The organism is Roseburia sp. AF02-12 (assembly GCF_003461765.1).
Classification (GTDB): Bacteria; Bacillota; Clostridia; order Lachnospirales; family Lachnospiraceae; genus Roseburia_C; species Roseburia_C amylophila.
Genome location: NZ_QTXS01000002.1, coordinates 1 through 25,913, shown reverse-complemented (window position 1 = coordinate 25,913; position 25,913 = coordinate 1). Strand labels below are relative to the sequence as shown.

23 protein-coding genes, 4 tRNA genes and 1 pseudogene are annotated in these 25,913 nt (G+C 38.6%); 8 read left to right on the top strand and 20 right to left on the bottom strand.

The features are described 5' to 3' along the window. Nucleotides 1–63: 63 nt before the first annotated feature. Nucleotides 64–1,290: a tyrosine--tRNA ligase gene (tyrS, locus tag DV740_RS09630; RefSeq protein ID WP_118057740.1), complete on the top strand. Its 1,227-nt coding sequence runs from the start codon at nucleotides 64–66 to the stop codon at nucleotides 1,288–1,290. 104 nt (nucleotides 1,291–1,394) lie between these two features. On the opposite strand, the gene DV740_RS09625 is transcribed toward tyrS, so the two are convergent. The 13 genes from DV740_RS09625 to DV740_RS09565 all read right to left on the bottom strand — a co-directional run bounded on the left by DV740_RS09625 (nucleotide 1,395) and on the right by DV740_RS09565 (nucleotide 14,639). Further along, nucleotides 1,395–2,318, bottom strand: a complete 924-nt coding sequence (locus DV740_RS09625) for an Rpn family recombination-promoting nuclease/putative transposase (RefSeq protein ID WP_118057739.1) — start codon at nucleotides 2,316–2,318, stop codon at nucleotides 1,395–1,397. 337 nt (nucleotides 2,319–2,655) lie between these two features. Further along, complete coding sequence (locus DV740_RS09620; RefSeq protein WP_158561552.1) at nucleotides 2,656–3,414, bottom strand: putative ABC transporter permease; 759 nt, start codon at nucleotides 3,412–3,414, stop codon at nucleotides 2,656–2,658. Continuing rightward, a complete protein-coding gene (locus DV740_RS09615; RefSeq protein ID WP_118057737.1) occupies nucleotides 3,408–3,878 on the bottom strand; it encodes a phosphohydrolase in 471 nt (156 codons plus the stop codon). The genes DV740_RS09620 and DV740_RS09615 overlap by 7 nt, the downstream gene beginning before the upstream one ends. Before the next feature lie 125 nt (nucleotides 3,879–4,003). Continuing rightward, nucleotides 4,004–4,264 (bottom strand): Gfo/Idh/MocA family protein, encoded by a 261-nt coding sequence (locus DV740_RS09610; protein ID WP_330415621.1) that lies wholly within the window; start codon nucleotides 4,262–4,264, stop codon nucleotides 4,004–4,006. Nucleotides 4,265–4,474: 210 nt separating this feature from the next. Then, the gene (locus tag DV740_RS09605) at nucleotides 4,475–5,698 is read right to left on the bottom strand and encodes a hypothetical protein (protein WP_118087987.1); all 1,224 of its coding nucleotides are present in this window, start codon (nucleotides 5,696–5,698) and stop codon (nucleotides 4,475–4,477) included. Then, nucleotides 5,688–6,170 (bottom strand): RNA polymerase sigma factor, encoded by a 483-nt coding sequence (locus tag DV740_RS09600; RefSeq protein ID WP_118057735.1) that lies wholly within the window; start codon nucleotides 6,168–6,170, stop codon nucleotides 5,688–5,690. The genes DV740_RS09605 and DV740_RS09600 overlap by 11 nt, the downstream gene beginning before the upstream one ends. Before the next feature lie 146 nt (nucleotides 6,171–6,316). Next, entirely contained in the window at nucleotides 6,317–7,285 is a 969-nt protein-coding gene (locus tag DV740_RS09595; RefSeq protein ID WP_117699239.1) for a PfkB family carbohydrate kinase, read from the bottom strand. 122 nt (nucleotides 7,286–7,407) lie between these two features. Next, on the bottom strand, nucleotides 7,408–8,874 hold the full coding sequence (locus tag DV740_RS09590) for a glycoside hydrolase family 32 protein (RefSeq protein WP_330415648.1): 1,467 nt from the start codon (nucleotides 8,872–8,874) through the stop codon (nucleotides 7,408–7,410). Nucleotides 8,875–8,913: 39 nt separating this feature from the next. Beyond that, a complete protein-coding gene (locus tag DV740_RS09585; RefSeq protein ID WP_118057761.1) occupies nucleotides 8,914–10,020 on the bottom strand; it encodes a glycoside hydrolase family 172 protein in 1,107 nt (368 codons plus the stop codon). A gap of 20 nt (nucleotides 10,021–10,040) precedes the next feature. Beyond that, nucleotides 10,041–10,868 (bottom strand): carbohydrate ABC transporter permease, encoded by an 828-nt coding sequence (locus tag DV740_RS09580; RefSeq protein WP_022242530.1) that lies wholly within the window; start codon nucleotides 10,866–10,868, stop codon nucleotides 10,041–10,043. Beyond that, a complete protein-coding gene (locus tag DV740_RS09575) occupies nucleotides 10,865–11,797 on the bottom strand; it encodes a carbohydrate ABC transporter permease (protein ID WP_117842185.1) in 933 nt (310 codons plus the stop codon). The genes DV740_RS09580 and DV740_RS09575 overlap by 4 nt, the downstream gene beginning before the upstream one ends. 87 nt (nucleotides 11,798–11,884) lie before the next feature. Continuing rightward, the gene (locus DV740_RS09570; RefSeq protein ID WP_117699248.1) at nucleotides 11,885–13,177 is read right to left on the bottom strand and encodes an ABC transporter substrate-binding protein; all 1,293 of its coding nucleotides are present in this window, start codon (nucleotides 13,175–13,177) and stop codon (nucleotides 11,885–11,887) included. Nucleotide 13,178: 1 nt separating this feature from the next. After that, nucleotides 13,179–14,639, bottom strand: coding sequence for a glycoside hydrolase family 32 protein (locus DV740_RS09565; RefSeq protein ID WP_118057733.1), 1,461 nt, complete (start codon nucleotides 14,637–14,639; stop codon nucleotides 13,179–13,181). A 146-nt stretch (nucleotides 14,640–14,785) separates the two neighbouring features. Here DV740_RS09565 and DV740_RS09560 point away from each other — a divergent pair, with 146 nt between their 5' ends. Both DV740_RS09560 and DV740_RS15430 read left to right on the top strand, forming a co-directional pair. Then, entirely contained in the window at nucleotides 14,786–15,949 is a 1,164-nt protein-coding gene (locus tag DV740_RS09560; RefSeq protein WP_242994285.1) for a LacI family DNA-binding transcriptional regulator, read from the top strand. Nucleotides 15,950–15,975: 26 nt separating this feature from the next. Further along, nucleotides 15,976–16,614: a YesL family protein gene (locus DV740_RS15430; RefSeq protein WP_118057731.1), complete on the top strand. Its 639-nt coding sequence runs from the start codon at nucleotides 15,976–15,978 to the stop codon at nucleotides 16,612–16,614. Between the two features lie 2 nt (nucleotides 16,615–16,616). On the opposite strand, the gene DV740_RS09550 is transcribed toward DV740_RS15430, so the two are convergent. After that, nucleotides 16,617–16,687, bottom strand: a tRNA-Cys gene (locus DV740_RS09550). Nucleotides 16,688–16,876: 189 nt separating this feature from the next. On the opposite strand from DV740_RS09550, the gene DV740_RS09545 reads away from it, so the two are divergent. Then, nucleotides 16,877–17,452 carry a hypothetical protein gene (locus DV740_RS09545; RefSeq protein WP_117699226.1) on the top strand — a complete coding sequence of 192 codons (576 nt, stop codon included), beginning with the start codon at nucleotides 16,877–16,879 and terminating at the stop codon, nucleotides 17,450–17,452. 76 nt (nucleotides 17,453–17,528) lie between these two features. Here the strand turns inward: DV740_RS09545 and DV740_RS09540 are convergent, their stop codons facing one another. From DV740_RS09540 to DV740_RS09530, 3 genes are read right to left on the bottom strand one after another with little or no spacing between them, the layout of a single operon-like run. Beyond that, the gene (locus tag DV740_RS09540) at nucleotides 17,529–18,911 is read right to left on the bottom strand and encodes an NCS2 family permease (protein WP_117699227.1); all 1,383 of its coding nucleotides are present in this window, start codon (nucleotides 18,909–18,911) and stop codon (nucleotides 17,529–17,531) included. Nucleotides 18,912–18,937: 26 nt separating this feature from the next. Further along, nucleotides 18,938–20,644 carry an adenine deaminase C-terminal domain-containing protein gene (locus DV740_RS09535; RefSeq protein WP_118057811.1) on the bottom strand — a complete coding sequence of 569 codons (1,707 nt, stop codon included), beginning with the start codon at nucleotides 20,642–20,644 and terminating at the stop codon, nucleotides 18,938–18,940. After that, nucleotides 20,628–21,194, bottom strand: a complete 567-nt coding sequence (locus DV740_RS09530; protein WP_022242521.1) for a phosphoribosyltransferase family protein — start codon at nucleotides 21,192–21,194, stop codon at nucleotides 20,628–20,630. The genes DV740_RS09535 and DV740_RS09530 overlap by 17 nt, the downstream gene beginning before the upstream one ends. Before the next feature lie 774 nt (nucleotides 21,195–21,968). Here DV740_RS09530 and DV740_RS09525 point away from each other — a divergent pair. Then, entirely contained in the window at nucleotides 21,969–22,847 is an 879-nt protein-coding gene (locus DV740_RS09525) for a LysR family transcriptional regulator (RefSeq protein WP_117842179.1), read from the top strand. A gap of 137 nt (nucleotides 22,848–22,984) precedes the next feature. On the opposite strand, the gene DV740_RS09520 is transcribed toward DV740_RS09525, so the two are convergent. Both DV740_RS09520 and DV740_RS09515 read right to left on the bottom strand, forming a co-directional pair. Next, nucleotides 22,985–23,055 (bottom strand) — tRNA-Cys (locus DV740_RS09520). A 69-nt stretch (nucleotides 23,056–23,124) separates the two neighbouring features. Further along, nucleotides 23,125–23,196, bottom strand: a tRNA-Glu gene (locus tag DV740_RS09515). 246 nt (nucleotides 23,197–23,442) lie between these two features. Between DV740_RS09515 and DV740_RS09510 the strand changes: the two genes are divergently transcribed. From DV740_RS09510 to DV740_RS15425, 3 genes and pseudogenes are all read left to right on the top strand, one after another. Beyond that, the gene (locus DV740_RS09510; RefSeq protein ID WP_118057810.1) at nucleotides 23,443–24,336 is read left to right on the top strand and encodes an ABC transporter ATP-binding protein; all 894 of its coding nucleotides are present in this window, start codon (nucleotides 23,443–23,445) and stop codon (nucleotides 24,334–24,336) included. Nucleotide 24,337: 1 nt separating this feature from the next. Further along, nucleotides 24,338–25,132: an ABC transporter permease gene (locus DV740_RS09505; RefSeq protein WP_118057809.1), complete on the top strand. Its 795-nt coding sequence runs from the start codon at nucleotides 24,338–24,340 to the stop codon at nucleotides 25,130–25,132. Nucleotides 25,133–25,414: 282 nt separating this feature from the next. Next, nucleotides 25,415–25,576: pseudogene (locus DV740_RS15425) on the top strand (IS91 family transposase); the annotation flags it as partial. Between the two features lie 126 nt (nucleotides 25,577–25,702). Here DV740_RS15425 and DV740_RS09495 read toward each other — a convergent pair. Continuing rightward, nucleotides 25,703–25,775 (bottom strand) — tRNA-Asn (locus DV740_RS09495). Between the last annotated feature and the right edge of the window lie 138 nt (nucleotides 25,776–25,913).

Genomic DNA, 25,913 nt, shown 5'->3' with positions numbered 1-25,913 from the left:
GGAAACAGGATAAAAATATTTCCCGGAATTTTAAAAAATACATTTTCAGAAAGGATTTTTATTATGACTTTATATGACGAATTAGTTGCCCGTGGATTGATTGCCCAGGTAACTGATGAAGCCGAGATTAGAGAGCTCATCAACAATGGAAAAGCTACTTTTTATATTGGATTTGACCCAACTGCAGACAGCCTTCATGTCGGACATTTCATGGCACTTTGCTTAATGAAACGTCTCCAGATGGCTGGCAACAAACCAATCGCCCTGATTGGTGGCGGAACTGCCATGGTCGGAGACCCATCCGGACGTACCGACATGCGCCAGATGATGACACCAGAAACCATTCAGCACAACTGTGACTGCTTTAAGAAACAGATGAGCCGCTTTATTGATTTCTCCGATAACAAAGCTCTTATGGTAAATAACGCTGACTGGCTCATGGACTTAAATTACATTGAAGTACTGCGTGAAGTTGGTGCTCATTTTTCTGTAAACCGTATGCTTACTGCAGAATGCTACAAACAGCGTATGGAAAAGGGCTTAAGCTTCTTAGAGTTTAACTACATGATTATGCAGAGCTACGACTTCTATACCTTATACCAGAAATATGGCTGTAATATGCAGTTTGGTGGCGATGACCAGTGGAGCAACATGTTAGGCGGAACCGAGCTGATTCGTCGTAAACTTGGAAAAGATGCTTACGCGATGACCATCAACCTTCTTCTGAATTCCGAAGGTAAGAAAATGGGTAAAACACAGTCCGGTGCTGTATGGCTTGACCCGAATAAGACTTCTCCATTTGACTTCTATCAGTACTGGAGAAATGTTTCCGATGCAGATGTATTAAAATGTCTGCGTATGTTAACCTTCCTGCCGTTAGAGCAGATTGACGAAATGGATAAATGGGAAGGCAGCCAGTTGAACCAGGCAAAAGAAATCTTAGCTTACGAACTGACCAATCTAGTTCACGGCGAAGAGGAAGCCAAAAAAGCACAGGAGAGTGCAAGAGCATTATTCTCCGGCGGCAATCATGCAGATATGCCTGCTGCTGAAATTACAGAGGCAGACCTTCGCGATGGCGTTATCGATATCATGGGACTTCTTGTTTCTGCCGGACTTTGTGCTTCCCGTTCCGAGGCACGTCGTGCCGTAGAGCAGGGTGGTGTTACCATCAACGGCGAAAAAGTAACCGACATCAAGACCACATATACTCCAGATGATATCAAAAATGCAGAAGAATTTGTTCTGAAACGTGGAAAGAAGAAATTCTGTAAAATTGTAATGAAATAATCTATAAAAATAAGCCAAAAGAGTTGTACCGATTTGTCCTGATGGACATTCCGGTACAACTCTTTTTTGTCCTATAACTCTATTTCTTTCTGAATCTTATCGCTTTATAAATCCAAAGTCTTTCCATACTTTTCTAATACCTGTTTTGCCTGCTCTTCCGTTATCTGTAATTCTTCCTGCAGCAATGCCAGGATTTCGGCATCTGATTTTCCAAATTTACTACCGAGCTTTATGATTTCTACTTCTTTTCCCTCCTGCAAGCCTTCTTCTAAACCAGCTTTCTTACCTTCTTCCAACCCAGCTTTCTTACCTTCTTCCAGTCCGGCTTTTCTTCCTTCTGCTTCGCCTTGTTTTCGAATCCGCTCTTCTCTCTCAAAACTCTTCATATATGCAAGACCTACCTCTCCATCCCGCTTAACTGCCGTTACCATCCGATGTAACTTTTTCAAGTTTTCAGATGGAGCATTCTCTATGGATGAATGCTCCATGTAATGCAGTAGCTGTTTTAATTCCTCCGGCGGGTTTCCTTCCCTTCCCCTTGTATACAAGAATATCGTCTGTGCGCCATCCTCATATTCTAATTCCGGTACTTCGATACATCCATTTTTGATTGTATACACCATACGATTCAATCCAAAGGGATCATAAGTTGTAATAAAGATTACGATGACATTCCGAAGACTCCCATAGGTATCCCCTGCTGTCAGATTTCCTGCGTCAATCTTCGCATGGTAAAACCGAACTCTTCGGGGCAGTGATACGATTTCTTCTTTTCCATCATTCTGGTCTGGTTCTATATCAAAGATTTCTCCGTTCTCTTCATCCAGATACACATCCAGCCGAATGCCGTGAGTCTCTGTATTCTCTCCACAGAAGAAGCGCTGCGGCACTACTGTAAGCTTTCCTATCTGCCGACGCAGAATGCATTCCAAAATGTACCTCGCCGACTGTTCCCCGTAAATTTTGTGGCTGGTCAGGCTGTTTACCAGAAAGTCATCCACCAGATTCAGTTCTTCTAAAGTTTTCATGTTTCCTCCTTTTCCCATAGTGCAAGGAAAAGCAGGATGATATACTTGGCTTTTCGTAAGAACGAATTTTCATATCGTTCAAACTTATTTGTCAGGTACTGTTATCATAATCTCATTTCCGATTCTGAAATTCCACCTATCCAATGCACTATGCGTTCGTAAATTGTAATTAGAATTTAAAAGCATAGAATTCATTGAATTGATACCAGAAATTTAGATTGGCTTTTGCCACTCGAAAATCAGAATATATGCTTTGTGTTGATTGTAACAAATGCCCTTGAAGAAAACAAGTAAAATATTTATAAAACCGGTACCGTAAAACCGGTACCGAAGGCTTCTACCCCCGGAACCGGTCTTTCACTTTCTCCACATATTGAACACACAGTTCTTTCCGTTCTTCCACAAAACTGCTACAGCGCTCCTTCTTCTCTTCGAAGTAAATTTTACAGTACTCCTTCTGCTCCCCTGCCATATAAAGGTAACATTCTTTCCGGTCCCGCATCTGCCGTGCCAGCTTTTCCATTCTTGCACGGACGGTTTCCATATGTACGGTCGTATAAACCACATCAACTACAAAGAGAATATATAGGAAAAGTACCACTCTGGTGAGCACCAGCTCCGGAATTGCTGCGGTAAGCTGCATGATTACCGGATGAACGAAGCGGAGCAGTATCACGTTTCCGATTCCGAATATGATGCAGCCATAAAGACAGATTCTCCCGTTCAGATTATATCTGTATCTGGTATAATCCCACCAACGTTTGTGGAACATACACTCCATCGCATAAGAAGTAATATACTCTACTACGCCGGAGGTAAACATGGCTGCCACAAAGATTGCCGGCACATTTCCAATCCAGCCAATGAGCCAGTAATTAAGCACTGCTCCCGCTCCATAAATCGGAATCCACGGACCTCTTAAGTAGCCACGGTTGATAAATTTATGATATTTTATCCGGGAGCAAATGGCAGATTCATAAAGCCATCCTGCTGCACTGTAAATCACAAACCACAGGAAATAAATTCTGCCAGCTACCAGAAAATGCAGGAACACATTTCCGCATGTGCCCATAAATTCTCTTACCTGTACTAACATACTTCCTCCCTGCATCTGCGCTGTAAGGTCTCTCTGGTAGAACATCTCTTGTCAATCCAGCAGACAATCCAGCTTTCCAAGTATTTCGGCGGCACCAGCGTCAGCGGAAACATATGCTTCTTGATAATGTCATGCTCTATCGGAGTTAATTCCACATCCATGCTGGCATTCTGCAGTGCTACACCCGGATGGAAAAATCCATGCAGATGATGCGGCGTCAGCTGGTTATGCCAGTCATATAAGAAATAATCGTGAAGCAATGCTCCCCGGATCAGCTGCTCCATTTCTACCTGAAGCTGATGTTCTTTTGCAAAAAGGTAACTTTCATATGCCACCTGAACGCAATGCTCGTATACCGTGGTGGTTCCATGCTGAATATGCTCCCTGGACTGCAAAATTCTGGTTTCTGCCTCAACCTGCTTTAATATATTCATGAAATAAGTATCTTTACTATAAGCTTCCATTTTCTTTAACTTCCTTACTTCTCATCTTATTCCATCTTAATCAATATCATGTATTACGTCAATGCCCGGATTCTTACGATTTCCTTAACCTGTAACCATGAATGTTTTTTATAAATACCTGAAAGCTATAAAAACACCTTTTCGCAGCTTATCATTGCCCGCTTCGGCTGCTTGGAATGCATGGAAAGCGCAACTGCTGCCATCTGGTCTGAATCATTTTTTAATAAGATGGTTGCCTGCTCATCTGAACCAGTTGGTGATACCTTTCTCTGACTCACAACCTCTTCCGGCTTTTTATCCATGAAGCTTCTTACAATAGAAAGTGCATATACGCCAATGTCAAGCATTGCCCCGCCTGCAAGATTCATATATAAAAAAAACTTCATCTATGGAATCATAGACCTTTGCAATGCCATATTTTTCCGCAAATGCTACTGCTTTTTCATATTATCTCTTCCTTTTTTCTTAACTGATTTCTCACTTTTGCCATAATCTTATCATAAGAAAATGCATTTTATAAGAGGCTGCCACAGCCGGATTTTGGTAAAAAATCTATCCAGTGTAACAACCTCTTTTATGTCATATCTTTACTAAATTTACTTTATCAAATCGACGCAGTCCGGTTTTATCTGATACAATGCTTCTGTAAGACTTCCGTCTTCATTGCGGAAAACAACGGAAATCCGAAGTGTGGAAGCATCTTCTTTTCCATCGTTTCCTGACATGGTAATTGCATTGACGCTAAAATATTCATCCTCTGCAAGCCAGTTGGAAACTTCGCCGCTTCCGCCATTTGCAACATAATCTTCTTTTTCAATATACTGTGTTCCAAAATCTACCCAGCCATTTTCGTCCGGTGTAGCAGAAAATACCGGATAATCCTTTACGATTTCAAAATAATCCGATAAATTATCTGCTGTAATTCCATCCACGAAATCTCTGACCTGCTGATTCATATAGCCTGCTGCAGCTTTACTTTCTGTTCCGGTGATTATGCTAACTTCTGCTCTGCCGGCAGTTCCTTCCGTATCTGCTGTCTCAGCTCCTGCCGCAGCTTCTTCAAGCTTCTTAAGGTACTCCTCCGCTGCCGCCGGATCTGCCTTAGTGGTATCTAATGGCAGGGTAAAAAGTGCAATTGTGCCAGCATAGTCTTCCACTTTACGGTAAGAGCCACTTTCATTGTCCATTCGAAATGCAGCCGTTTCGCTCCCGAAGCTGTCCACGATTCCCAACTGTACGCCACGGTCTGCAAATATTTCCAAATCATCACATTCTATCAGCTCATAAAGAACGCCGTCTTTACAGAACCAGGTAAGTGTCTCATCCATGGTTGCTGCATTGGCATCCAAAAAAGACACGCCATTGATTAACGGTGCCACAAAGAAATTGCGGTCTTCCATATCCGTTCCGTCACTTTTTGCAATTGCAACAGCTGCATAAGTATGTGATTTGCTGACATTTTCCCGAGTTTCCTGTGGTACACAAAGCTCTAATTTTTCTCCGGACACCAGTCCTAATAAGGTAATATCATAGCCATTGCTCTGCTGCGTCTCATTGACGCTTACCGCATCCTCTCCGGCAAATGCCCGGCTCAATGCTCCATTGTCCGCTACTTCATCCGCAATCTGTGACGGACTTAGGAAATGATACGCTGCATAGGCACTGCTGCCGCCTAACAACAATACGGCGCAGGCACTTGCTGCGATTAATTTACGTGTTGGATGAAATTTTCTATTATGATTCATATTGACCTCCAAAGAAATATGTCCGGAGGCATGCAAAGAAGAAAAAGCCTGTTTATATCTTTCTTTATCTGTCATTTTCCCATTCCTCCTTTAATACATTTCTGAGCAGTCTGCGACCACGCGTCAACCTGACCTTCACGTTGCTTTCTGTCACATTCATAATCTTCGCGATTTCCCGGATGGTGTAATCCTCATAATAAAATAAATGTATGACGATTCGATACTTCTCTGGAAGCTTCATGACTTCTGTAAACAGTGTCTGGGCTTCTGGTGTCTCAAATGTCAGTGTCTCCATATATTCTTCTAACGGCACACCTTTCTGCCGCCAGAAAGAAAGATTGATATTCTTTGCTTTATTGATTGCCACCCGAATGAGCCATGCTCTGATATGCTGCTCATTTTCAAATTGTCTGTTGGTTGTATGATATTGAAGAAAAGTATCCTGCACCACATCATCGGCATCTGCTGCATTTTTACAGATATTGAAAGCCGCTGCAAATAAATGGTCTTTATACTTTTCCGCTAATACCTCAGTTGCTATTCTCATGAGTGATCCCTCATATTTCTTTTCTGTTTAAAAGGCCTTTCACTATATATACAAATGGGGATGGAAAAAGGTTACAAAAAAAGAGCTGACCGACCCAAACCTCAACTGTGCCACAGCTCTTTTTATTGTCCAAATCTTTTTATAAATTATAACATATTCCTTTGAAGCAGTTCTTCTATTTCACTCTTTTTTGGTATTGCACGGATAACACCTTTTCTGGTTGTCACTATAGCTGCCGCTGCATTTGCCAGCTTTAAAAGTTCCTCCAACTGCTTTTCTGTCAAATTATTAAAATCATGTTCCAGAAGATAATTCAGCACACTTCCCATAAACGTATCTCCTGCGCCTGTTGTCTCGATTGTCTTTACAGAAAATCCACTACATTCCACACGCATTCCCTTATAATAAGCGCGGCTTCCTTCTTTTCCCATTGTTAAGAGAATGAGTGGTATCTGATATTTTTCCTGAAGGCATCTGATTCCCTCATCATAATCTTCTTTTCCAGTAACAAACTGAATCTCATTATCAGAGATTTTCAATATATCACATTGACTAAATCCATAATTCATCTGTTCTTTGGCTAATTCTAATGAACTCCACAAAGGTTCCCTTAAATTTGGATCAAATGAAATGAGTGCTCCACTCTCCTTTGCCGCTTTAACCGCTTTCTTTGTTGCAGCTCTTACACTATCCTGTGTCATAGATAACGTTCCAAAATGGAAAATTTTTGCCTGGGAAATAAATGTTGTATTAATTTCATCTTCTGTCAGCATCATATCAGCACCCGGATTACGATAAAAAGAGAACTTACGGTCACCATCCGGAAATGTATGTACAAATGCAAGTGTTGTATTTACAGTACTGTCTGTAAAAAGATTGGAGGTATCAATTCCAATATCATTTAACGTATTTCGAAGCAATTTTCCAAACTGGTCTTTTCCAACTTTGCCAATAAATGCTGTTTTCTTTCCCATTTCATTTAACATTGCCAGAACATTACATGGCGCTCCACCAGGACATGCTTCAAACAAATCATTCCCCTGTTCACTCTGTCCATTCATCGTAAAATCAATTAATAATTCTCCCAATGCAATAACATCAAAGCTCTTTTTCATATTACGATTCCTCCTATATTTCTTCCTTTTGTTTTTATAGAAATGAAACCAGTTCTTTTCCGAACTGGTTTATCACTTCCTTTTCTTCTATATCATCATACCATGAAATGAAATTCATTTTTTCACGGTTCAATTCCATACACTTCTACATTTTCCAGCACAACACTTCCTTCCACTGCCTGAAAATATATTTTATTTTGTTCATTTCCCGCAAATACATTCATAGAATGATTATTTTGATAATTATCAGTAAATAATTCTAAGGAACTTTGATCAGATAAAATATGAACATCTAATACATCTTTTTCTTTTAAAAAGAGTATACTGTGTGATATCCCTTTACTCCATCCATCTGCCTTATTACGATTTACTTTTAATTCTCCATTCTTCAAATCAAATATACAAACTGTTTGATTTATTTCATCGCATCTTAATTTTACAAGTAATTGCTGTGCATTGCTCGCTCGTAAATTTATATTAAATTTCAGTTCAAATGCTATTCCATCATCTGATTTTAACTCTTGTTGCGAATCACAAATCACCAACTTGTCCTGAACATATTTACCAGTTTTTTTTCTACATTTTTTTAACTCCCGTATCGGAACAAAACTCAATCTTCCACTTTTGGTCATATTAACTTCGCGCGGAAAATTAAAGAATCCGCACCAGTCTTCCCTGTAAGTCGGTCCCCAGTCTTTAAAAAACGGCATCCATTCCCATTCATTTGCCCATGCAACCATAATTCTTCTTCCATCAGGTGCCTGAAATGATTGTGGTGCATAATAATCAAAACCCCAATCAATTTCTCCTGAAACATCATAATCAAACCTGCCGGTATCATAATCAAACGAACCGGTTAAATACACACAAGTCCTCTCTCCTGCATCGATAGGTGAAAAAGTTAAAACATACCGGTTTCCTATACGAAAGAAATCAGGACATTCCCACATGGTTCCCCATTCTCCCCTGCTTTCTGCTAATACATTTATAAATGCCCAATGTATCAAATCTTCTGAGCGATACAATAACGCCTGTCCTTTTTGATTTTTTGAAGCTCCGCATACCATATAATAGCTGTCTTCGTGTTTCCATACCTTGGGATCCCGGAAAGAATCTGGCGAAATCCCTTCCGGTGCTGTTAAAACTGGATTTTTTTCATATTTTTCAAAATGAATACCATCTTCACTATAAGCAACACACTGTGTCTGGACAAATCCATTTCCATGATTCGTTGCTGCTGTGTATATTAAATATAGCTTTCCGTCAAATTCAATTGCACTTCCGGAAAAACATCCACCCTTCAAATGATCTTCATAAGGTTCACTTGGTGCTAATGCAACCGGAAGATACTCCCAATGAATCAAATCATCACTGACAGCATGTCCCCAGTGCATATTTTCCCAAAAACTCTGATATGGATTATACTGATAGAAAAAATGATACTTTCCTTTGAAATATATCAATCCGTTTGGATCATTAATCCATCCCGTTTCTGCCATAAAGTGGTATTTCTGCCTCATTTTTCCCTGTGAAACTTTTTCTTTATTCTGATTAATTACTATTTGTGCCCGTTCAATTTCCTGAAGCATTTTTTCCTTTGACATCAATTGACCTTTCTGCTCCCTTTTCTATCTTGGCCATCTTTTTTCTTTCTCAGGAAGCTTTGAAAAAACATTATGTGGTTCCTTCTGATACCAGTATGCAACACTTGACAAATCATCCTGACGTTCAAATAAACCTTTATGTCCAACACCAATCTGTTGCACAGTAACCTTAAGCTCCTCATCAAAAAACACCGGATCCATGACATGCCAGCGATAAAAACCGCGCATTGGTGGACAATCATCATTATGATATAAATTATTTACCAGATCATCATGCCTTGAATAATATGGATATCCAAGAAAAGGAGTTGTATATGTCTGTTCTATCGTTTTTCCGTCTTCATGTTTGGCAAAACTCCAGGAACCTCCAAAATAATCTTCCATTCCGGTTCCACAGATTGTTGGATATTGTTCATCTCCATCAATATAAAACTTTACTTCTCCTTCACCCCACCAATATCTTTGAAGTGTAGACAATGCTATATATGTACCGATATAATGACCACTACCTTTTATTCCATCTGCAATAACATAATCTTTTCCCAGCTCGGTAAGAGCTTCTCTTCTCCAGCTTGCGTGAAAATATTCCGTTTCTTCTGGCAGATAATTGTATAAATTATAATCAATCTGATAAAAAAAAGCCGGAATTGCATTTGCATGCTGATTTTCTAATGTAATAACTGCTCTCTTTTTAAATGGCATCTGAATATAAGAATTTAACCCTCTGGATGGGACAACTGTTATAAGACTGGAATTAATATAACACTCTTTTCCAAATCCACAACAGAAAAAATCCCCTAACGGTACTTCTACTGATGGATTTTCCTCGCCGTCCCAATACATTCTGAGAACCAGGTCCCTAAGAACAAAGCAATCTCCTTCTGACGTTTTATTATCCGTTGTTATCCATATATGATGAATAATTCCCGGACCATCTATTTCTCCTAAAACAACCGTCTCTCCCGGCTGGATATCATTCAAACACGGACTGCCTTTTCTTGATTTTCCGAGAACGCTGGCTGCCATACCTCCCTTTCCCTTTTCTCCTGTCCTGTTTTCAGCATTAATCGCCCTGCTTTTTCCATGTGTCAGATAGGGAAGCATTGCTGCTGTTCCTGGCAGCATAATCATATTTTTATCCATTTTATACCTTATCCTTTCGTTGCACCCATAGTCATTCCAGCTGTTACCCATTTATTTAATGCAAAATAGATTACCAGTGGAGGAAGAATTGAAATTGCTATTGCAGCAAATGTTGAACCCCAGTCCACATTTCCAAATGCTCCGACATAATCTTTTAATCCCATTGCCACTGTCTTGGCTGAAGTATCACTAATAAATGTATTTGCAAAAATAAAGTCATTCCAAATCAGAATACTATACATGGAAGCAATTGTAATAACGGTATTTCTTGCTAATGGGAACACAATCTGAATAAAAGTCCGAAGCGGTGAACACCCATCAACAACCGCTGCCTCTATCAATTCATTCGGAACAAATTCGTAAAAACTTACAAACATCATAACTGATAAAGGTAATGCAAATCCTACCTGTGGTAATATTAAAGAAAAACTTGTATTTAAAATACCTAGTTTACTATAAAAAATAAATAATGGTATTAATGTAATCTGTACTGGAACCATAATTCCAAATGTAAAGAAAGAATAAATTGTTTTTGTTCCTCTTACTTTAAATTTTGACAATGCATATCCTGCAGTAGAACTTAATACTACAATCAGAATCAGCGAAATAACGGTCACCTTTAAACTATTCCACATATACATACCGATTTTACCATCTGATAAAACCTTAGAAAAATTTTCCAGCGTAATACTCTTTGGAAATGCAAATGGAGCTGCTGACAACTCTACGGTTGGTTTCACACTTGCAACAAACAACCATATGACCGGATATATCTGAATGATTAAGAAGAGAATAATCAATACTGCAAATATTATTTTTATTATTTTTTTCTTCAATGATTTCCCCTCCTATTCCTTCTGATGCGTTCTTTTTCAATTCTTTTTTCTTCTTTTTGTTCCTTTGAAGTAAAAATTTTTCTTAAAATATAAACAACTAAAATACTTTCAATAATAATAAACACCGCTAAAGTACTGCCATAACCATACTGGTTACTTGAAAACGCCTTTTTATACATATATGTAGACATTAATTCGCTGGCATTTCCCGGTCCACCACTTGTCAATAAAAATGGAATATCAAATCCTCTTAATGCTCCTGTCAAACACATCGTCAAAGTCAGAAGTATAATATCTTTTATCAATGGCATTTTAATTTTAAATAATATCTGCATTTCAGAAGCGCCATCTATTTTGGCAGCTTCATATACAGAAGGATCTAATGAAACCAGTGCAGCATAAAATATAACCATATACATTCCAGTAAATCTCCATCCTTCCGGTATGGATACAGCTGGTAATACAGTACTTACTTTCGCAAGCCAGGACGTTACCATTCCACCTAAACCTACTTTTTGTAATATCTGATTCAATAATCCCATAGGCTCTGTTGAGTACATACTTCTAAAAAGCTGTGTGATAGCAACTGTTGTAATAATACATGGTACATAATACAACGTTTTAACCAGTGTCACATGCTTTGTCATATATGTCAGCAATATTGCAAAAAACAGTCCAATTAATAATTGCATGGAAACTACAATAACAAGGTAAATCAGATTGTTAAAAAATGCCTTATAAAAAACTTCGTCGTGAAACATAGTCACATAATTTTCCAATCCGACAAACTGCTTTTTTCCTATTCCTCCCCATTTCATAAAACTTAATCGAATAGACTCTTCTATTGGATAAAATACTGCCAAAATATAGAACAATAATCCTGGAAGTAAAAATGCCAGAAAGGCCTTTTTGTTTCTTATAACGCCCATTATAACTCCTTCCTTTTCATTTATATAAATCTGTTACGAGATATGTATTACCAATCATGATAATACATATCTCGATATGTCATTTACTTATTTTGTATATTCTGCAATAGAATCATCTACCAGTTTACAAAAATCGTCTACTGATAAATCACCGGATGCCAGCAATAATAAATTATCCTGCATAACGGTATTGGTATTGGAATCAAGGTATGTATCCCAAGGCTTCAGGAAGTTTTCACCTGTAGACTGCATATCTTCCTGAATTTTCAGATAAAGATCTGAGTATTCAACATCATCCGGTAAATCGGTTTTAATTGGAGACATCTGCTGTTTTCCAGCATATAATTTACCATAATTATCAATTACATATAAGATAAAATCTTTTGTTTTTTCATCAAATGTTTCTGCATTAAATGCCATACCAATTCCAGAATTTATACAAAATTCATTTGGCTGTGTTTTTGCACCTTCAATAGTAGGAAGATAAAAATAATCAATTTTACCCTGCTCATATGCATCCTGCATAGCGCCGATTTCCCAGTCACCAATATAATACATTGCAGATTTTCCATCTAAAAACATTGATTGTGCTGTTGCATAGTCTGTTGCAGCAAATCCATCATTAAAATACTGACCCATTTCTTTCATAAATTCTGCTGCTTCTCTTCCGGTTTCACTGTCCATTTTCTCTTTTCCATCTCTTAAATTAATGATAAAATCATTTCCGGTTTCTCTAAATGGAAGCATTGCTAAGTATCTCTGTACCGGCCATCTGTCAACACCATCTACCGAAATCGGTGTAATTCCATTATCTTTTAAGGTTTTACATACATTCAGCCACTCATCCATGGTAGTTGGTGGTGTCAGATTATACTGTTCAAAAATTTCTTTGTTATACCATGTCATTTCCACATGATATTCTAATGGTAAAGTATACATGGAACCATCTGTAAATTCCTGATATTTTAATGCAATCGGATAGAAATCATCATATCTGTCATTATCTTTTAAAAATTGTTTTACATCTACTAACATTCCTGCATCTACCAGCTCCTGACAATATGGATCGGCATCAATATCAATTATATCCGGCATATTGCCTCCGGCAATTAATGTCTTTAATTTCTGTAAATAGGAAGGTCTGTCCGCTGTTGTTTCAAATTCAATTTTCCACTTTCCGCCTTTTTCTTTACTGTACTGATCTGCAATTTCATGCATTACCTGATCTATTTCACCATCCACAGGTCTTGATGTCATCCACGTAACAGTTACCACATCATCATCATCATTTTTTGCTTCTTTTTTTGTAGAACCACAGCCTGCAATCAACCCTGTTACCATTGTTGCTAACAATAAAATACTCATCATTCTCTTTTTCATTTTAATCCCTCTCTTTTCTTGTTTTTATCACAAAATTGTTTAATTCTACTTCTCCCTGTACCACATAAACACCGGCATAGCCACCTTTGTGATCATACATTCTGGTAGATAATACAATTTCATCATTAATATACACAATACAGATATCATCTTCTCTTATTATCAGTAAATGATATTCATCTGCATCCGGAAGCCTTCTGGATGTTTCTATCTGGTATGGTACATCACCTTTTATCTGCCACTGATAGATGCCCTTTTCTGAACGTGGCCACATATCCCATGCTACTTCCTTTTTCCGTTGATTCATTCTTAAAAAATAACCCTTTTCCATTTCAGAATCAACATGTAACGCTATTCCGAATTCATGTCCCCGCTTCACACAGACATCCATTTCAATTGAAAAGCAATCTTCCGGAATTTCATAGACACCGGAGCCTAAGGTATCACTTATTACATGAATTCCTTTTTCTGTCTTTGTTATCCGGCTATTATAGCCTGCTGCTGGTTTCATATCCTGTACTTCATCATAGAACTCTTTCACACCTGGAATAACACGGACTTTTAATGTTCCATCTTCCGGATTCTGAATCAATTCATGGAACACCATTGTTCCACCCCATTCCCATGGTCCAAAATCTTTATTTCCATATTTGCTTGCAATCCATCCAAATGCAAATCTTCGCTGTCCATCTGATGCGGTTTTGATTGCATAATCTGATCTGGTGTCAAAGACATCATCTTCCGGAATTTCCCATGGTCCATTTGGACTTTTTGAAATTCTATAATGTGTAGTAAATTGATCCGAAAAAGTGGAGAAAACCAGATACCAGTAATTTCCCATCTTGAAAATTTCAGGACATTCCATGGTGATATACATGCCAGGGGCATAAAACGGTTTTTCATAGGTCCATTGTTTCAAATCCTTTGACTTACACAATGCAATACAGCCTCCCCTTAATTCACCTCCTCCTTTAATTCTTGAAGCCAGAAGCATGTCATAACATTCATCTTCTTCGTTCCAGTATACAAATGGATCCCGCCAGTCAAATTCTTCATATTGCTTTCCATCAGAAACAAACAAAAATTCTTCTACTGTATTAAGATGTTCTAAATCTGTTCCTACTGCCTGCATTACAGACTGTACACTTTTTCCATTAATTTTTATATCTTCATTATACGCAGTAAAAAATGCATGATAAAGATTTTCTTTGTCTTTTATTACGGAACCAGTGTAAGCATTCTTATTTGGCTTGTCATCTCCTCCTCTCTTGATTGCTTCCCCTTTGTATTCCACATTTACAAAGTCTTTTGTTGTTACAAGATGCCAGGTAGTTTCTTCTGCATACTCTTTGTCTCTGATTCTTGGATCATGCAGATAATAACCATAAAAAGTTCCATTTTCATAATACGGTATTAAATCTCCAACCCATGCATCTTTTGGTCTGTACAATAATTTTTTCATATGCACCTCTCTTTGCACTATTTGCATGTTTTTTCTCGTTCTTTTTATGCTCAAATTTTAGCATATGCACTATTTATTTTCAACATACCTTTCTCAATTTTATCATTTTCTATTTTTTTTACATAATAAAAACTGTTGTTTTATACATGTTATACATCTTTTCATTGTTATTTTGTGCATTTCATGCATTTTTATTTTTCGCACATTTTCTTCTTCCTTTATTCTTAATAAAGTGTTACAATAAATCTGGAGGTGGAAGTATGAAATGCACGATTAAACAATTAGCCGAAGAATTAAACTTATCCAGAAATACTGTTGCTAAAGCTTTAAAAAACAGTAATGAAGTTTCTTCGAAAACAAAGCAGCGGGTTTTAAATAAAGCCAGAGAACTGAATTACAATAACATAAACAAAGAACTTTTTTCCGAATCGGGAGATGTTACTTCTCCATCTAATGTGAATAATGGTTCTATCCTGTTTCTTACCAAAACCTATGCACCAGACTCTGAATTCTGGACTGCGGTTTTAACAGGTATTGAATCCATCTTATCTAATGCACATTATCATCTTGTAATTGGAATCATGTCTGAAAGTGATTTGAAAAAAATGGATTTTCCTACTGCATTAAAAGATCCTTCCATTAAAGGTATTATTCTTGTGGAAATTTGTGATGGGGCTATCTGCAATGCATTGTTACAATATAATCTTCCAATTATTACTGTTGATTTACCAAAGGATTATAATCCTGCTTTAGATATGATAGATATTGTTACTATGGAAAACAAAAGAAATATTCACCGGATTGTAAATCATTTAATTTCCAAGGGTGCCGAGCGTTTTGCCTTTGTTGGAGATATTTATTCCGCAAATGTAGGACGAGGTTTTCAGGAACGTTTTGATGCATTACAAGAATGTCTTTCTGATAATCACCTGGAACTAGACCGGAAACATTGCTTATTAACAGAAACTTCTGATGAATTTCAGGACTTTCAAATAGTCGTTAAAAAATTACAAAAGATGGCTTCTGTCCCGGATGTATTTATTTGCGGGAATGACCGTACAGCAATCCAATTAATATATGCTCTTCAATTTTTGGGTTATCAGATTCCAAAAGATGTAAGTGTAGTAGGATTTGATGGTATTCCTGCTTCTGAAAGGATTACGCCTTCTCTCACTACAATACAGACTCCAAAAAAATACCTTGGTATTGCTGCAGCCCGCCAGATGTTAGAGCGGATACAATACCCAAACTCTCCTCATTCATATATGGAATATGAAACAAAACTTATTATCCGGGATTCCACAATATAGAATTAATTTTGAAAGGATATTATACTATGGAAAACTTCTTTTCACTTGATGGTAAATTTTTTCGATTTATCAACAAATTTACCAGTTTAATTGCTTTAAATTTTTTATTCATTATTACATCCCTTCCTATCATTACAATCGGGGTATCCTTTTACGCCCTTTATCAAACAAATTTAAAACTTTCACAAAATACAGAATCCTATATTGCAAGAACTTATTTTTTCTTTTGGAGAAAAAATTTAAAGCAGAATATTCTTCTTTGGCTACCTGTAATGATTTTATTTATATTTTGTCTGATTAACTTATACATTTTACCTTTTATGCCAGAAACCTTTTTCAGGTCTCTCACTCTCTGTATACAATTTCTTATTTTGTTGTTATTGCAGGGATTTCTTATTTATGCATTTTTTCTTCCGGATCAATACAGAACTACTTTAAAACATACCGTAAAAAATGCAGTTATATTGACTTTTAAATATCTTCCAGCTACTTTTTTATGTATTTGCATAAATGCACTACCAGTTTCTATTCCCATATTGTTACCAAAAATAACCGGATATGTGTTAGCAGCTTTTATTATAATAGGCTTTTCCGGAATTTCATTTCTGCATACTTTCATATTGCAACTACTATTAAAAAAAGAGAACCTCATCGGTTCTCTTTAAAAAGGCGTCTGCCGGATTTGAACCGGCGATAAGGGTGTTGCAGACCCGTGCCTTACCACTTGGCTAAGACGCCACATATTTAATTGTGTCAATTCACACTCATATAGTTTACCAAAGCAGCACAAATCCGTCAAGAGAGAATTTACAGATTTCTACCTGCTTTTTACACAATTCCATGCAAATTTATTTGCTTTTTTTACATAAGAACAGTATACTTATAATGTTATAAAATATTAAACCATTTTTAGGAGGAACAAATATAATGGAAAAAGGTAAGTTAGGAATCAGATTATCATTTTATGCAGTAGCCGCATTTATCCTTGCATTCTTAGGATACAGCACTGTTCTTGCATTACTGACTGGTTTCGTTCTCATCGTGGAGAAAAATGAATGGGCTTCCCGTCAGGTAATTCAGGCATTTTTCTTATGTATCTTTGCAGATATCGTAAATGGTATTTTAAACATTTTCGATTTCTTATACCAGATACCTCTTATGGGTTCTGTATGGGGAACAGCAATTTCTGTCATCGATGGTATTGTAAGCCTTGTAGTTCTGATTTTCTGTATCATGGCTCTTGTAAACACAGCCAAAGGAAACGAAGCAAACGTTCCTGGATTAAACGGACTTGCAAACTGGGCTTACGGCATTGTAGCTCCAAAGGTAAATCAGGCACAGCAGGCTTATTATGGACAGCAGCAGTTCAACGGACAGCAGCAGTTCAACGGTCAGTCACAGCAGTTCAACGGACAGCAGCAGTTCAACGGTCAGCCACAGCAGTTCAATGGTCAGCAGCAGTATCAGCAGCCAGAACAGCAGAATCCAAATCAGCCACAGTAGAATTATTACATAGCGAAAAAATTTAAGCGCAGAGCATTCATTGCCCTGCGCTTTTCTTATGCAGTTCTTCAAAAGATTATAAGGAAATCATCAGATAACGGATAACAAAGAGTGCGGATAATACTACTGTGATAATATTTAACTCCTTGAACTTTCCGGTAAAGATTTTAATTAATGTATAAGCAATCAATCCAACGGCAATTCCGTTTGCGATGGAGTAGGTAAGCGGCATCATGATTAATGCAAGATATGCCGGAATTGCTTCGGATACATCATCAAATTCCATATCTTTGATAGCACTTAACAAAAGACCACCTACGAAGATTAATGCCGGTGCTGTTGCACAGGATGGGATGATGCTTACAAACGGAGCAAAGATGATTGCTGCTAAGAACATGATTGCTGTAAATACAGAAGTCAGTCCGGTTCTTCCTCCCACGCTGATTCCGGAGATACATTCACCATAAGTGGTAACGGTGGAAGTACCAAATATAGAACCGCCAACCGTTGCAATTGCATCACAGAGAAGGCTCTTCTTTGCATTTGGAATATTTCCATCTTCATCTAACATATTTGCTGATTTTGCAGTTCCGATTAAGGTTCCGATGGTATCAAACATGTCAACCATGGAGAAAGTGATAATCAGCATGATCAAAGTTAAAATTGCCTGTCCTACCGAGCTTCCCATAAATAATTCCCGGAAACCGCGGAAACATGCGAATAAAGAAACATCTGCAAAATCTTTTACCTGGGCACCAAAGTTAATCTGGAAGCCATCAAATACAGTATTTCCGGTGAAAATTCCAAGAATAGTTACTACAAAAATACTGATTAAAATAGAACCGGTTACTTTTTTCTTATAAAGAACGGTGGTAAGCACGATTCCAAAGAAGGCTAAAATTGCACCCCAGCAAGCCACCGGATTTTCAGAAAAAGTAGAAAAATCCACCAACGATACCATGGTACTTTCATTTCCTACAATAAGACCAGCATCCTGGAAGCCGATAAATGCAAGGAACAATCCGATACCCACTGATATGGCAACTTTTATATTTTTTGGAATTGCCATTACAATTTTTTCCCGGAAGGAACATAAGGTAATCAGGATAAATAATGCACCGGAAATGAATACCATTGCCAGTGATGCTTCATAGGAATAACCCATGCCAAGCATTACGGTGTAAGTAAAAAATGCGTTCATTCCCATACCAGGTGCCTGGGCAAACGGCAATCTGGCAAGAACTCCCATTAAGAAGGTTCCTAAAAATGCAGACAGACAGGTGGCAAAAAATACGCCGTTGAATACCTTATCATACATATCGGTTCCTTCAAAAGGTGTGGCAAGCATTGCCGGATTTACCATGATGATGTAAGCCATGGTAACAAATGTTGTGATACCTGCAATAAACTCGATTTTTACGCTGGTACCATTTTCTTTCAGTTTGAAAAACTTTTCCATAATAAACGTCCTTTCTTTTGTTTTATCTAAACCAGTTCACAGACTGGAATAAATCGATTATTTATAATATCCAATAATCCCCGGTTGGTAATTGCCATCTCCGGAATGACGGCAAGGGAAATCTGAAGACTCATGGTGAGGATTGGATTCTTAAGGATACAGCCGTGTTTCCATAAATCAGCTAAAAGTCTATCTGTTTCCTCTACAAATGCCTCCATTGGCTTCTGGCTTAATATGCCAAGTACCGGAAGTCCCACAAATTGTTTCTCTTCTCCATCCCTTACATAAGAAAGACCACCCTGTTTTGCAATCACCTGATTAAATGCCAGCGTCATATCCGAAAGAGAAGTTCCAAATGCAATCAGATTCTGGGTATCCTGTCCTACCGAACCGGCAAATGCTCCCTGCAGTGCTCCTGCCTGGCTGATGATGCCGATTCCGATGGAACCATCTTTCCGGTAACGGTCTACTACTGCACAATACATTAAGTCATCCTCTAAAATGAGTGCACCGTTCTTTACCGGAAGCTTTCTCTCTTCGTGAATTGTCTCTAAGGTTCCGTCCACGATTTTTACAATATTGACTTTTACTTTGCCATCTATGCAGCCTTCCGGCAATGGAATCGTAAGTTCTCCTTCTTTTAAATCATCCCGCTTTATGGAATGGATCACTTCTTTCGGATAATCCATTCGCAGATAAGAAGCCTTTGCAATTTCTCCGTTTACAATAACATCCTGCACCTTAAAGTCTGTTAAATTCTTCACAAGTATCATGTCTGCACGATATCCTTCTGCAATGACACCTCTGTCCTTTAAGCCATAGGCTGCTGCCGGATAAACCGTAGCAAGCTTGATTGCCTGAAGCGGCTCCACACCTTCTTCCACAATCTGCGCCAGTGCATAGTTCATATGTCCATGCTCTGCCATATCTTTTGCTGTAATACAGCCATCGGTAGAAAGTAAAATATGGTCGCTGTCTCCTGCTTTATCTAAGAATTCTTTTGCACTTGCAGGCTCTTTTAAGGAGCCACGGCGGATAATGACATACATTCCTTTCCTGAATTTTTCTAACATTTCCTCCACCGTTACACTCTCATGGTCGGAGCTTACGCCTGCTGCAATATAGGTATCTAAGTCAGCTCCCAATACACCCGGCGCATGTCCGTCTATTTTTAAACCTTTTTCTTTTCCATAATCTAAGATTTCTTTTAAAGAAGCTTCCTTTGCAATGACCCGGTTATAATCCATGGCTTCTGCAATTCCATACATGCCATATTCTTCCACCATCACTTTGACATCGGAAAGCATCACCTGTCCATAACAGTCTTCATATCCCGGTGCTGACGGAACACAGGGAGATGCCATCCAGACCGGTGTAAGATCTGTCTCCTTCATCTCTTCCATCAGATATTTTGCACCTTTATGTCCTAAGACATTTACTGCATCATGAGGGTCTAAGACTGCTGCTGTGGTTCCGTTTTGTATCAGTGCCTCTGCAAAAGATGCACTGCTTAACATGCTAAGCTCCACATGGGTATGGGCGTCAATTAATCCCGGCAGGGCAGTAAGCCCTTCCCCATTGATTACCGTAAGATGCTCCTTTTCTTCTATTTCACTGGCATCAATATGCTCTGCAATTTTCTCAAAACGACCATCTTTGATATAAATATCGCCAGTTTTTATCTCATTTTCCAATACATCTGCAATTGCTGCATGTTTAATCAACAGGCTCATAGGATTCTTTTCCTTTCTGAAACAATGGTAGTTTCTGTAAAAATGTGATATCTGTCCGCTCTGCCGCTTTTCCCTCTGCCAGAATTGCAAGCCTGCTGCAAACCTCGCCTCCGGCTTTCTGCACCAGACGTTCTGCCGCAGCCAGGGATTCTCCTTTTGAAATCACATCATCCACAATTGCAACTTTCTTTCCCTTTAACTTCTCTGCATCCGTTTCATCCAGAAAAATGTCCTGATTTCCTTCTGTTGTAATGGAATGCACCGCATCCTGGATAAATGATTTCACATAGGACTTCACGCTTTTCCGGACTACCACAAATTCCTTCATATGAAGCTGCTTTGAAATTTCGTACGCCAGGGCAATTCCCTTTGCTTCAATGGTCAGGATAATTTCCGCTCCATTGGCAAATGCCGCCAGTTCCTTACCTGCTTTCTCAATCAGCTCTGTATCACTGATTACCACAAAACTTGCATACGCTGTTCCATCTGACAGTTTCACAAAAGGCAGTTCACGTTTCAGACCACATACTTCTAAATCATAATGTTCCATTTTATCTATATCCTCTTATCCATCATTATATATCCGCCGGAGAATGTTCTGTCCCTTCGGATGTATTGTAACTATGAAAAACACGAAAGGTACAACACGTCCCCGTATTGCACCTTTGCTTACATACATTTGCATTATAATAGAAATTGTTTTATAATAAAAATACTATTTTTACTTGGTTTCTATAATATTTTTATTATATTGTGTAGAGGGGAATTGTAAAAATATTTACTTCAATATAATTAGCCGGTTATGCAGGAAGATTATTTTATCTGATATGAAATGTCTGCAGTTCTTAGTTACATGTTTTTCTTGATTATAAACTGTCTTTCCATTGCTTTAAGAGGATAACTGCTCTGTCCGCCGAGTACGGATGCTGAATAATGTCTGCAAGGGGCACTAAGAATTTCGACCTATAACTGAATAAGCCTGGCAACCGGCGCAAATTCACATCCATGTTCATATGCGCCTCGCTGGCACTTCCCTGTGCCAGCGTTGCCGGATGCCAGACGAAATTTCAAGTGCCCCTAACAGCCCTTAAAATGCATCCGTACTTCGGCGAACCGGGAAGTTATCATGTCAAACATTGGAAAGACTGTTTTGATAACAGAAAGAAAAACATGTGCTTTAGAACTGCGGCATTTCATATCAAAAATAATCTTCCCTGCATACCCGGAACTATATTGGAAATCCTATATTTTTTACAATCCCCCCTACAAACCACATAAATTATATTTTCAAATGATTCCTACAAAACAAAAGAGGTATTTTATTATGACATTAGACTCCTACCGTAACTTTGTAACCATTGTAGATTGCGGCAGTATCGTAGCAGCTGCCAATAAGCTTCTGATTGCACAGCCTTCTTTGAGTAACCAGCTAAAAAATATTGAGAAAACCTATGGTGCGAAGCTTCTTCTCCGGGGAAACCGTTCTTTAGAGCTGACGGATGCAGGAAGAATCTTTTACAAACGTGCCAAAGAGATTTGCATGATGGAAGAGGGCTTACGAAATGAATTGCTGAATCAGAAAGCCGGCTTCTCTGAACTGTTGAAGATTTCAATTCCAGCCGGTAACTCTCCTTATTTTCTGCACAAATTTTTTGATGCCTTTATCGCAAAGCACCCGAAAGTAAATTATGACTTTTATGAGATTCCAAGCGAATTTGTTATTCCGAATGTCTTAAATGGAATTACGGAGATTGGGCTGATTCGCTCTGCCGCACCCGGACATGGTGCGCTTACACTTTATCCCTATGAAAGAGAGGATATTGTTGCGCTGTTTCCAAAAGACCATCCCCTTGCTAAAATCAAAGGAAAGCTTTCTGTCCCGGACCTTGCCAACTACCCGCTGGCAATTCCTTTTGACTGTCTGGATATTGTTTATGCTTCTTTTGGACACTATCTTCTTTCGCCAAATGTTTCCATGATTACTTCTCCGAAAACCACTGCCATTGAATGGGCGCGCTCTTTTGGAAGTGTAGCCTTAGTCTCCCTGACGAAAGAGGACATACGTGAAATTAAGGATATGTGCATCAAATATATTTCCGATGAAAACCTCTATATTATGAGTGCTTTTATTATCAGCAAAGACCGGCACCTTTCGAAGATTGCGAAGGAATTTTTGCAGGTGCATGGTATTGAAGTTTCTTAAGGTGCTCGCCAACTACGAGAAACACGCTTTGCGAGTTTCTCGAGTTATCGCGGTGCTCGTCAAATCTGCATGCAAGCATGCGATTTTTCTCGCTACTCGCGTAAAAAAAGAGAATCTATAAAAGATTCTCTTGAAAGAGGCGACAACCAGATTCGAACTGGTGATAAGGGTGTTGCAGACCCGTGCCTTACCACTTGGCTATGTCGCCATATTCTGTTGTAACACTTCCAGTATATGCAGTGGCACATTTTTTATGCCTCATATTCCGTTCGTGTAATGACTCCGACGGGAATCGAACCCGTGTTACCGCCGTGAAAGGGCGATGTCTTAACCGCTTGACCACGGAGCCAGATACGTTCCAACGACCGTCAGAACGTGTTTTAGTATACCATAGAGTAGTGGTGATGTAAAGCGTTTTTTAAGAATTATTCGTCATAATTTTGCTGGAGTAATTTTGCTCAAAATTTTGTCTCAAAATTATTCTCTTTAAGGGTACACTTCTTTTCCCCTTCTGTCCATCTTTTAAAATTTTCTTCTTGACATTACTGTCTTAGTGTATTATTGTAGTAATACAAATAAAGAAGGAGATATGTTTATGGAAACAATATTGCAAACAACGAATCTTTCCCGGCAATTCGGTAAGAAGATGGCTGTAAATAATGTAAATATGACCATTCACAAAGGTGATATTTACGGATTCATTGGAAAAAACGGTGCCGGAAAAACAACTTTTATGCGCCTTGTTTTAGGTACTGCTTTCCCTTCCAAAGGAGAAATTAAATTATTCGACGGCGAGCCTTTCGATAAAGCCAGACGCAAAATCGGTTCTTTAATCGAAGCACCTGGACTTTATAAAAACTGTACCGCCTATGAAAACTTAAAGCAGTTTTCCTTAATTTACGGTGGCACCGATGCAGAGATTAAGGAAATCCTTTCTCTGGTTGGGCTTGCTGATACCGGTAATAAAAAAGCCGGCAAATTTTCCCTTGGAATGCGCCAGCGTCTTGGTATTGCCATTGCACTTCTCGGCAATCCGGAGTTCTTAGTCTTAGATGAGCCGGTAAACGGTCTTGACCCTGCCGGAATGAAGGAAGTCCGTGATTTGATTTTAAAGCTGAATCATGAGAAAAATATTACAATTCTCATTTCCAGCCACTTATTAGATGAGCTGTCCAAAATCGTTACCAGATATGGAATTATCAACGACGGTATGCTGATTGAAGAAGTTACTGCTGCAGAATTAAATGAACGCTGCCAGCACAAACTGATTTTTACAGTAGATGATGTGCAGAAAACAACCGCTATTTTTGCAGAAACTATTCCGGCAGAACAGATTCGCATTGCCGGCAATCAGGTGATTCTCTCCTCACATCTTGAGGAAGCCGCTGAATTAAACAAACGTCTGGTTCAACAGGACGTTGCGGTAAATAGTTTCTGGGTGCATGCAGAAGGACTTGAACAATACTTTATGAAACGGATAGGTGGTTAATATGGGACAATTATTTAGATTTGAATTTCGAAAATTATTCCGTCAGAAGAGCTTTTACATCTGTGGCTGTGTGTTAATCGGATTAATTCTTCTGACCGCAGTAACATTAAATATGATTTACAGTTTATCACAGGGAAATATGGAAGCTGGCGGCGTAACCGTAAGTGCTTCTGACGATGGATTCCTTTATACCGGCATATATATGCTGGTTGGTGCAGTTTCTTCCAGCAACTTTACCATTATACTGGCTGTATTTCTTTCCCTCTTTGTATGCAGCGACTACACCAATGGCACTTTAAAAAATATCATTGCAAGAGGCTACAGCCGCACCCGCATTTATGCGGTAAAATACATGGTATCCTTAGCTGCCACAACGGTTTATACCATTGTCTGCTGGCTTACCGGATTCCTTGCCGGCACTGCATTCTGGAAAGTTGGAAGCCTTTCCGGTACCACAGGAGATCTGGTTATCACCCTGCTTTTACAGCTTCTTGGTAACTTTGCATATACCTCCCTTTTCTTCCTGATTGCAGTTCTATTTAAGAAAACAGGCGGTTCCATTGCAGTCGGTATCATCGGTCCACTGGTTTTATCCATGATAATCTCACTGGCAGACACCCTGACCCACAAGAAATCCTTTGATTTTGCCGACTACTGGCTGGATAACTGTATGGTTGAGACTGCAACAGACCTTATGGCTTCAAATATGATTACCCGCTGTCTCATTTGCTTCCTTATCTATGCGGTACTGTTCTATGTAATCAGTATCTTCGTAGGAAGACGCAATGAAGTGTAACTATATGAAAAACTCTTTATGAGTTATTCACCATAAGAACTTGCTACCGGCAGCTTCTTACGGATGCTGAGCAGCATAAAAAACTCCCGCAGATATGTCATGATATCATGAGCAAAATCAGTTCATCATATCATGATGTTATCTGTGGGCGTTTTTTTGTGCTATTTTTTAACGCTATTCTTCAGTGATACTTATAGTGCTATTTCTTAACGTTACTTCTAATGCTGCTTTTTAACGCCATTTCTTACACCTATGACAATTTCCATTTTTCATTTGCCCTGTAAGCTTGTTGCCTGTGTTCACCGTCATTGTGTTTTCACTATCCCGGAAGAGCTTCGTGCTTATTTTCTCAAAGACAGATCTCTCTTAGATTGCTTATTCCATCCTGTCCGCGATGTTGTCCTTCGTACGTTTTCTAAAATGAACAAAACGGAAAACTGCACTATTTACCATTCGCTTTTTTGTCATGTCATTTTTTATTTCCAGTTCATTATACATTATTTCTGACGATTTAAGGAATTTCCTATAAATTAAAAAACTCGATAGCAAAATCTGCTATCGAGCAATTAACTCCCCGAGTAGGACTCGAACCTACGACAGCGCGGTTAACAGCCGCGTGCTCTACCAACTGAGCTATCGAGGATTATTAAGTTAAAGAATGACGTTCGCCTGAAATCAGGTAACGTCATTGTTAAAGGTACATACCTTCAAAACTTCATACAGATTACTTTCCGAGTTGCTTTGGTCAAGCCCTCGACCGATTAGTAACAGTCAGCTCCAC

Coding starts and splice junctions, on each gene's coding strand:
- tyrS (WP_118057740.1), top strand. CDS start 64: ATGACTTTATATGACGAATTAGTTGCCCGTGGATTGATTGCCCAGGTA.
- DV740_RS09625 (WP_118057739.1), bottom strand. CDS start 2,318: ATGAAAACTTTAGAAGAACTGAATCTGGTGGATGACTTTCTGGTAAAC.
- DV740_RS09620 (WP_158561552.1), bottom strand. CDS start 3,414: ATGTTAGTACAGGTAAGAGAATTTATGGGCACATGCGGAAATGTGTTC.
- DV740_RS09615 (WP_118057737.1), bottom strand. CDS start 3,878: ATGGAAGCTTATAGTAAAGATACTTATTTCATGAATATATTAAAGCAG.
- DV740_RS09610 (WP_330415621.1), bottom strand. CDS start 4,264: ATGAAGTTTTTTTTATATATGAATCTTGCAGGCGGGGCAATGCTTGAC.
- DV740_RS09605 (WP_118087987.1), bottom strand. CDS start 5,698: ATGACAGATAAAGAAAGATATAAACAGGCTTTTTCTTCTTTGCATGCC.
- DV740_RS09600 (WP_118057735.1), bottom strand. CDS start 6,170: ATGAGAATAGCAACTGAGGTATTAGCGGAAAAGTATAAAGACCATTTA.
- DV740_RS09595 (WP_117699239.1), bottom strand. CDS start 7,285: ATGAAAAAGAGCTTTGATGTTATTGCATTGGGAGAATTATTAATTGAT.
- DV740_RS09590 (WP_330415648.1), bottom strand. CDS start 8,874: ATGCTTCAGGAAATTGAACGGGCACAAATAGTAATTAATCAGAATAAA.
- DV740_RS09585 (WP_118057761.1), bottom strand. CDS start 10,020: ATGATTATGCTGCCAGGAACAGCAGCAATGCTTCCCTATCTGACACAT.
- DV740_RS09575 (WP_117842185.1), bottom strand. CDS start 11,797: ATGGGCGTTATAAGAAACAAAAAGGCCTTTCTGGCATTTTTACTTCCA.
- DV740_RS09570 (WP_117699248.1), bottom strand. CDS start 13,177: ATGAAAAAGAGAATGATGAGTATTTTATTGTTAGCAACAATGGTAACA.
- DV740_RS09565 (WP_118057733.1), bottom strand. CDS start 14,639: ATGAAAAAATTATTGTACAGACCAAAAGATGCATGGGTTGGAGATTTA.
- DV740_RS09560 (WP_242994285.1), top strand. CDS start 14,786: ATGTTATACATCTTTTCATTGTTATTTTGTGCATTTCATGCATTTTTA.
- DV740_RS15430 (WP_118057731.1), top strand. CDS start 15,976: ATGGAAAACTTCTTTTCACTTGATGGTAAATTTTTTCGATTTATCAAC.
- DV740_RS09545 (WP_117699226.1), top strand. CDS start 16,877: ATGGAAAAAGGTAAGTTAGGAATCAGATTATCATTTTATGCAGTAGCC.
- DV740_RS09540 (WP_117699227.1), bottom strand. CDS start 18,911: ATGGAAAAGTTTTTCAAACTGAAAGAAAATGGTACCAGCGTAAAAATC.
- DV740_RS09535 (WP_118057811.1), bottom strand. CDS start 20,644: ATGAGCCTGTTGATTAAACATGCAGCAATTGCAGATGTATTGGAAAAT.
- DV740_RS09530 (WP_022242521.1), bottom strand. CDS start 21,194: ATGGAACATTATGATTTAGAAGTATGTGGTCTGAAACGTGAACTGCCT.
- DV740_RS09525 (WP_117842179.1), top strand. CDS start 21,969: ATGACATTAGACTCCTACCGTAACTTTGTAACCATTGTAGATTGCGGC.
- DV740_RS09510 (WP_118057810.1), top strand. CDS start 23,443: ATGGAAACAATATTGCAAACAACGAATCTTTCCCGGCAATTCGGTAAG.
- DV740_RS09505 (WP_118057809.1), top strand. CDS start 24,338: ATGGGACAATTATTTAGATTTGAATTTCGAAAATTATTCCGTCAGAAG.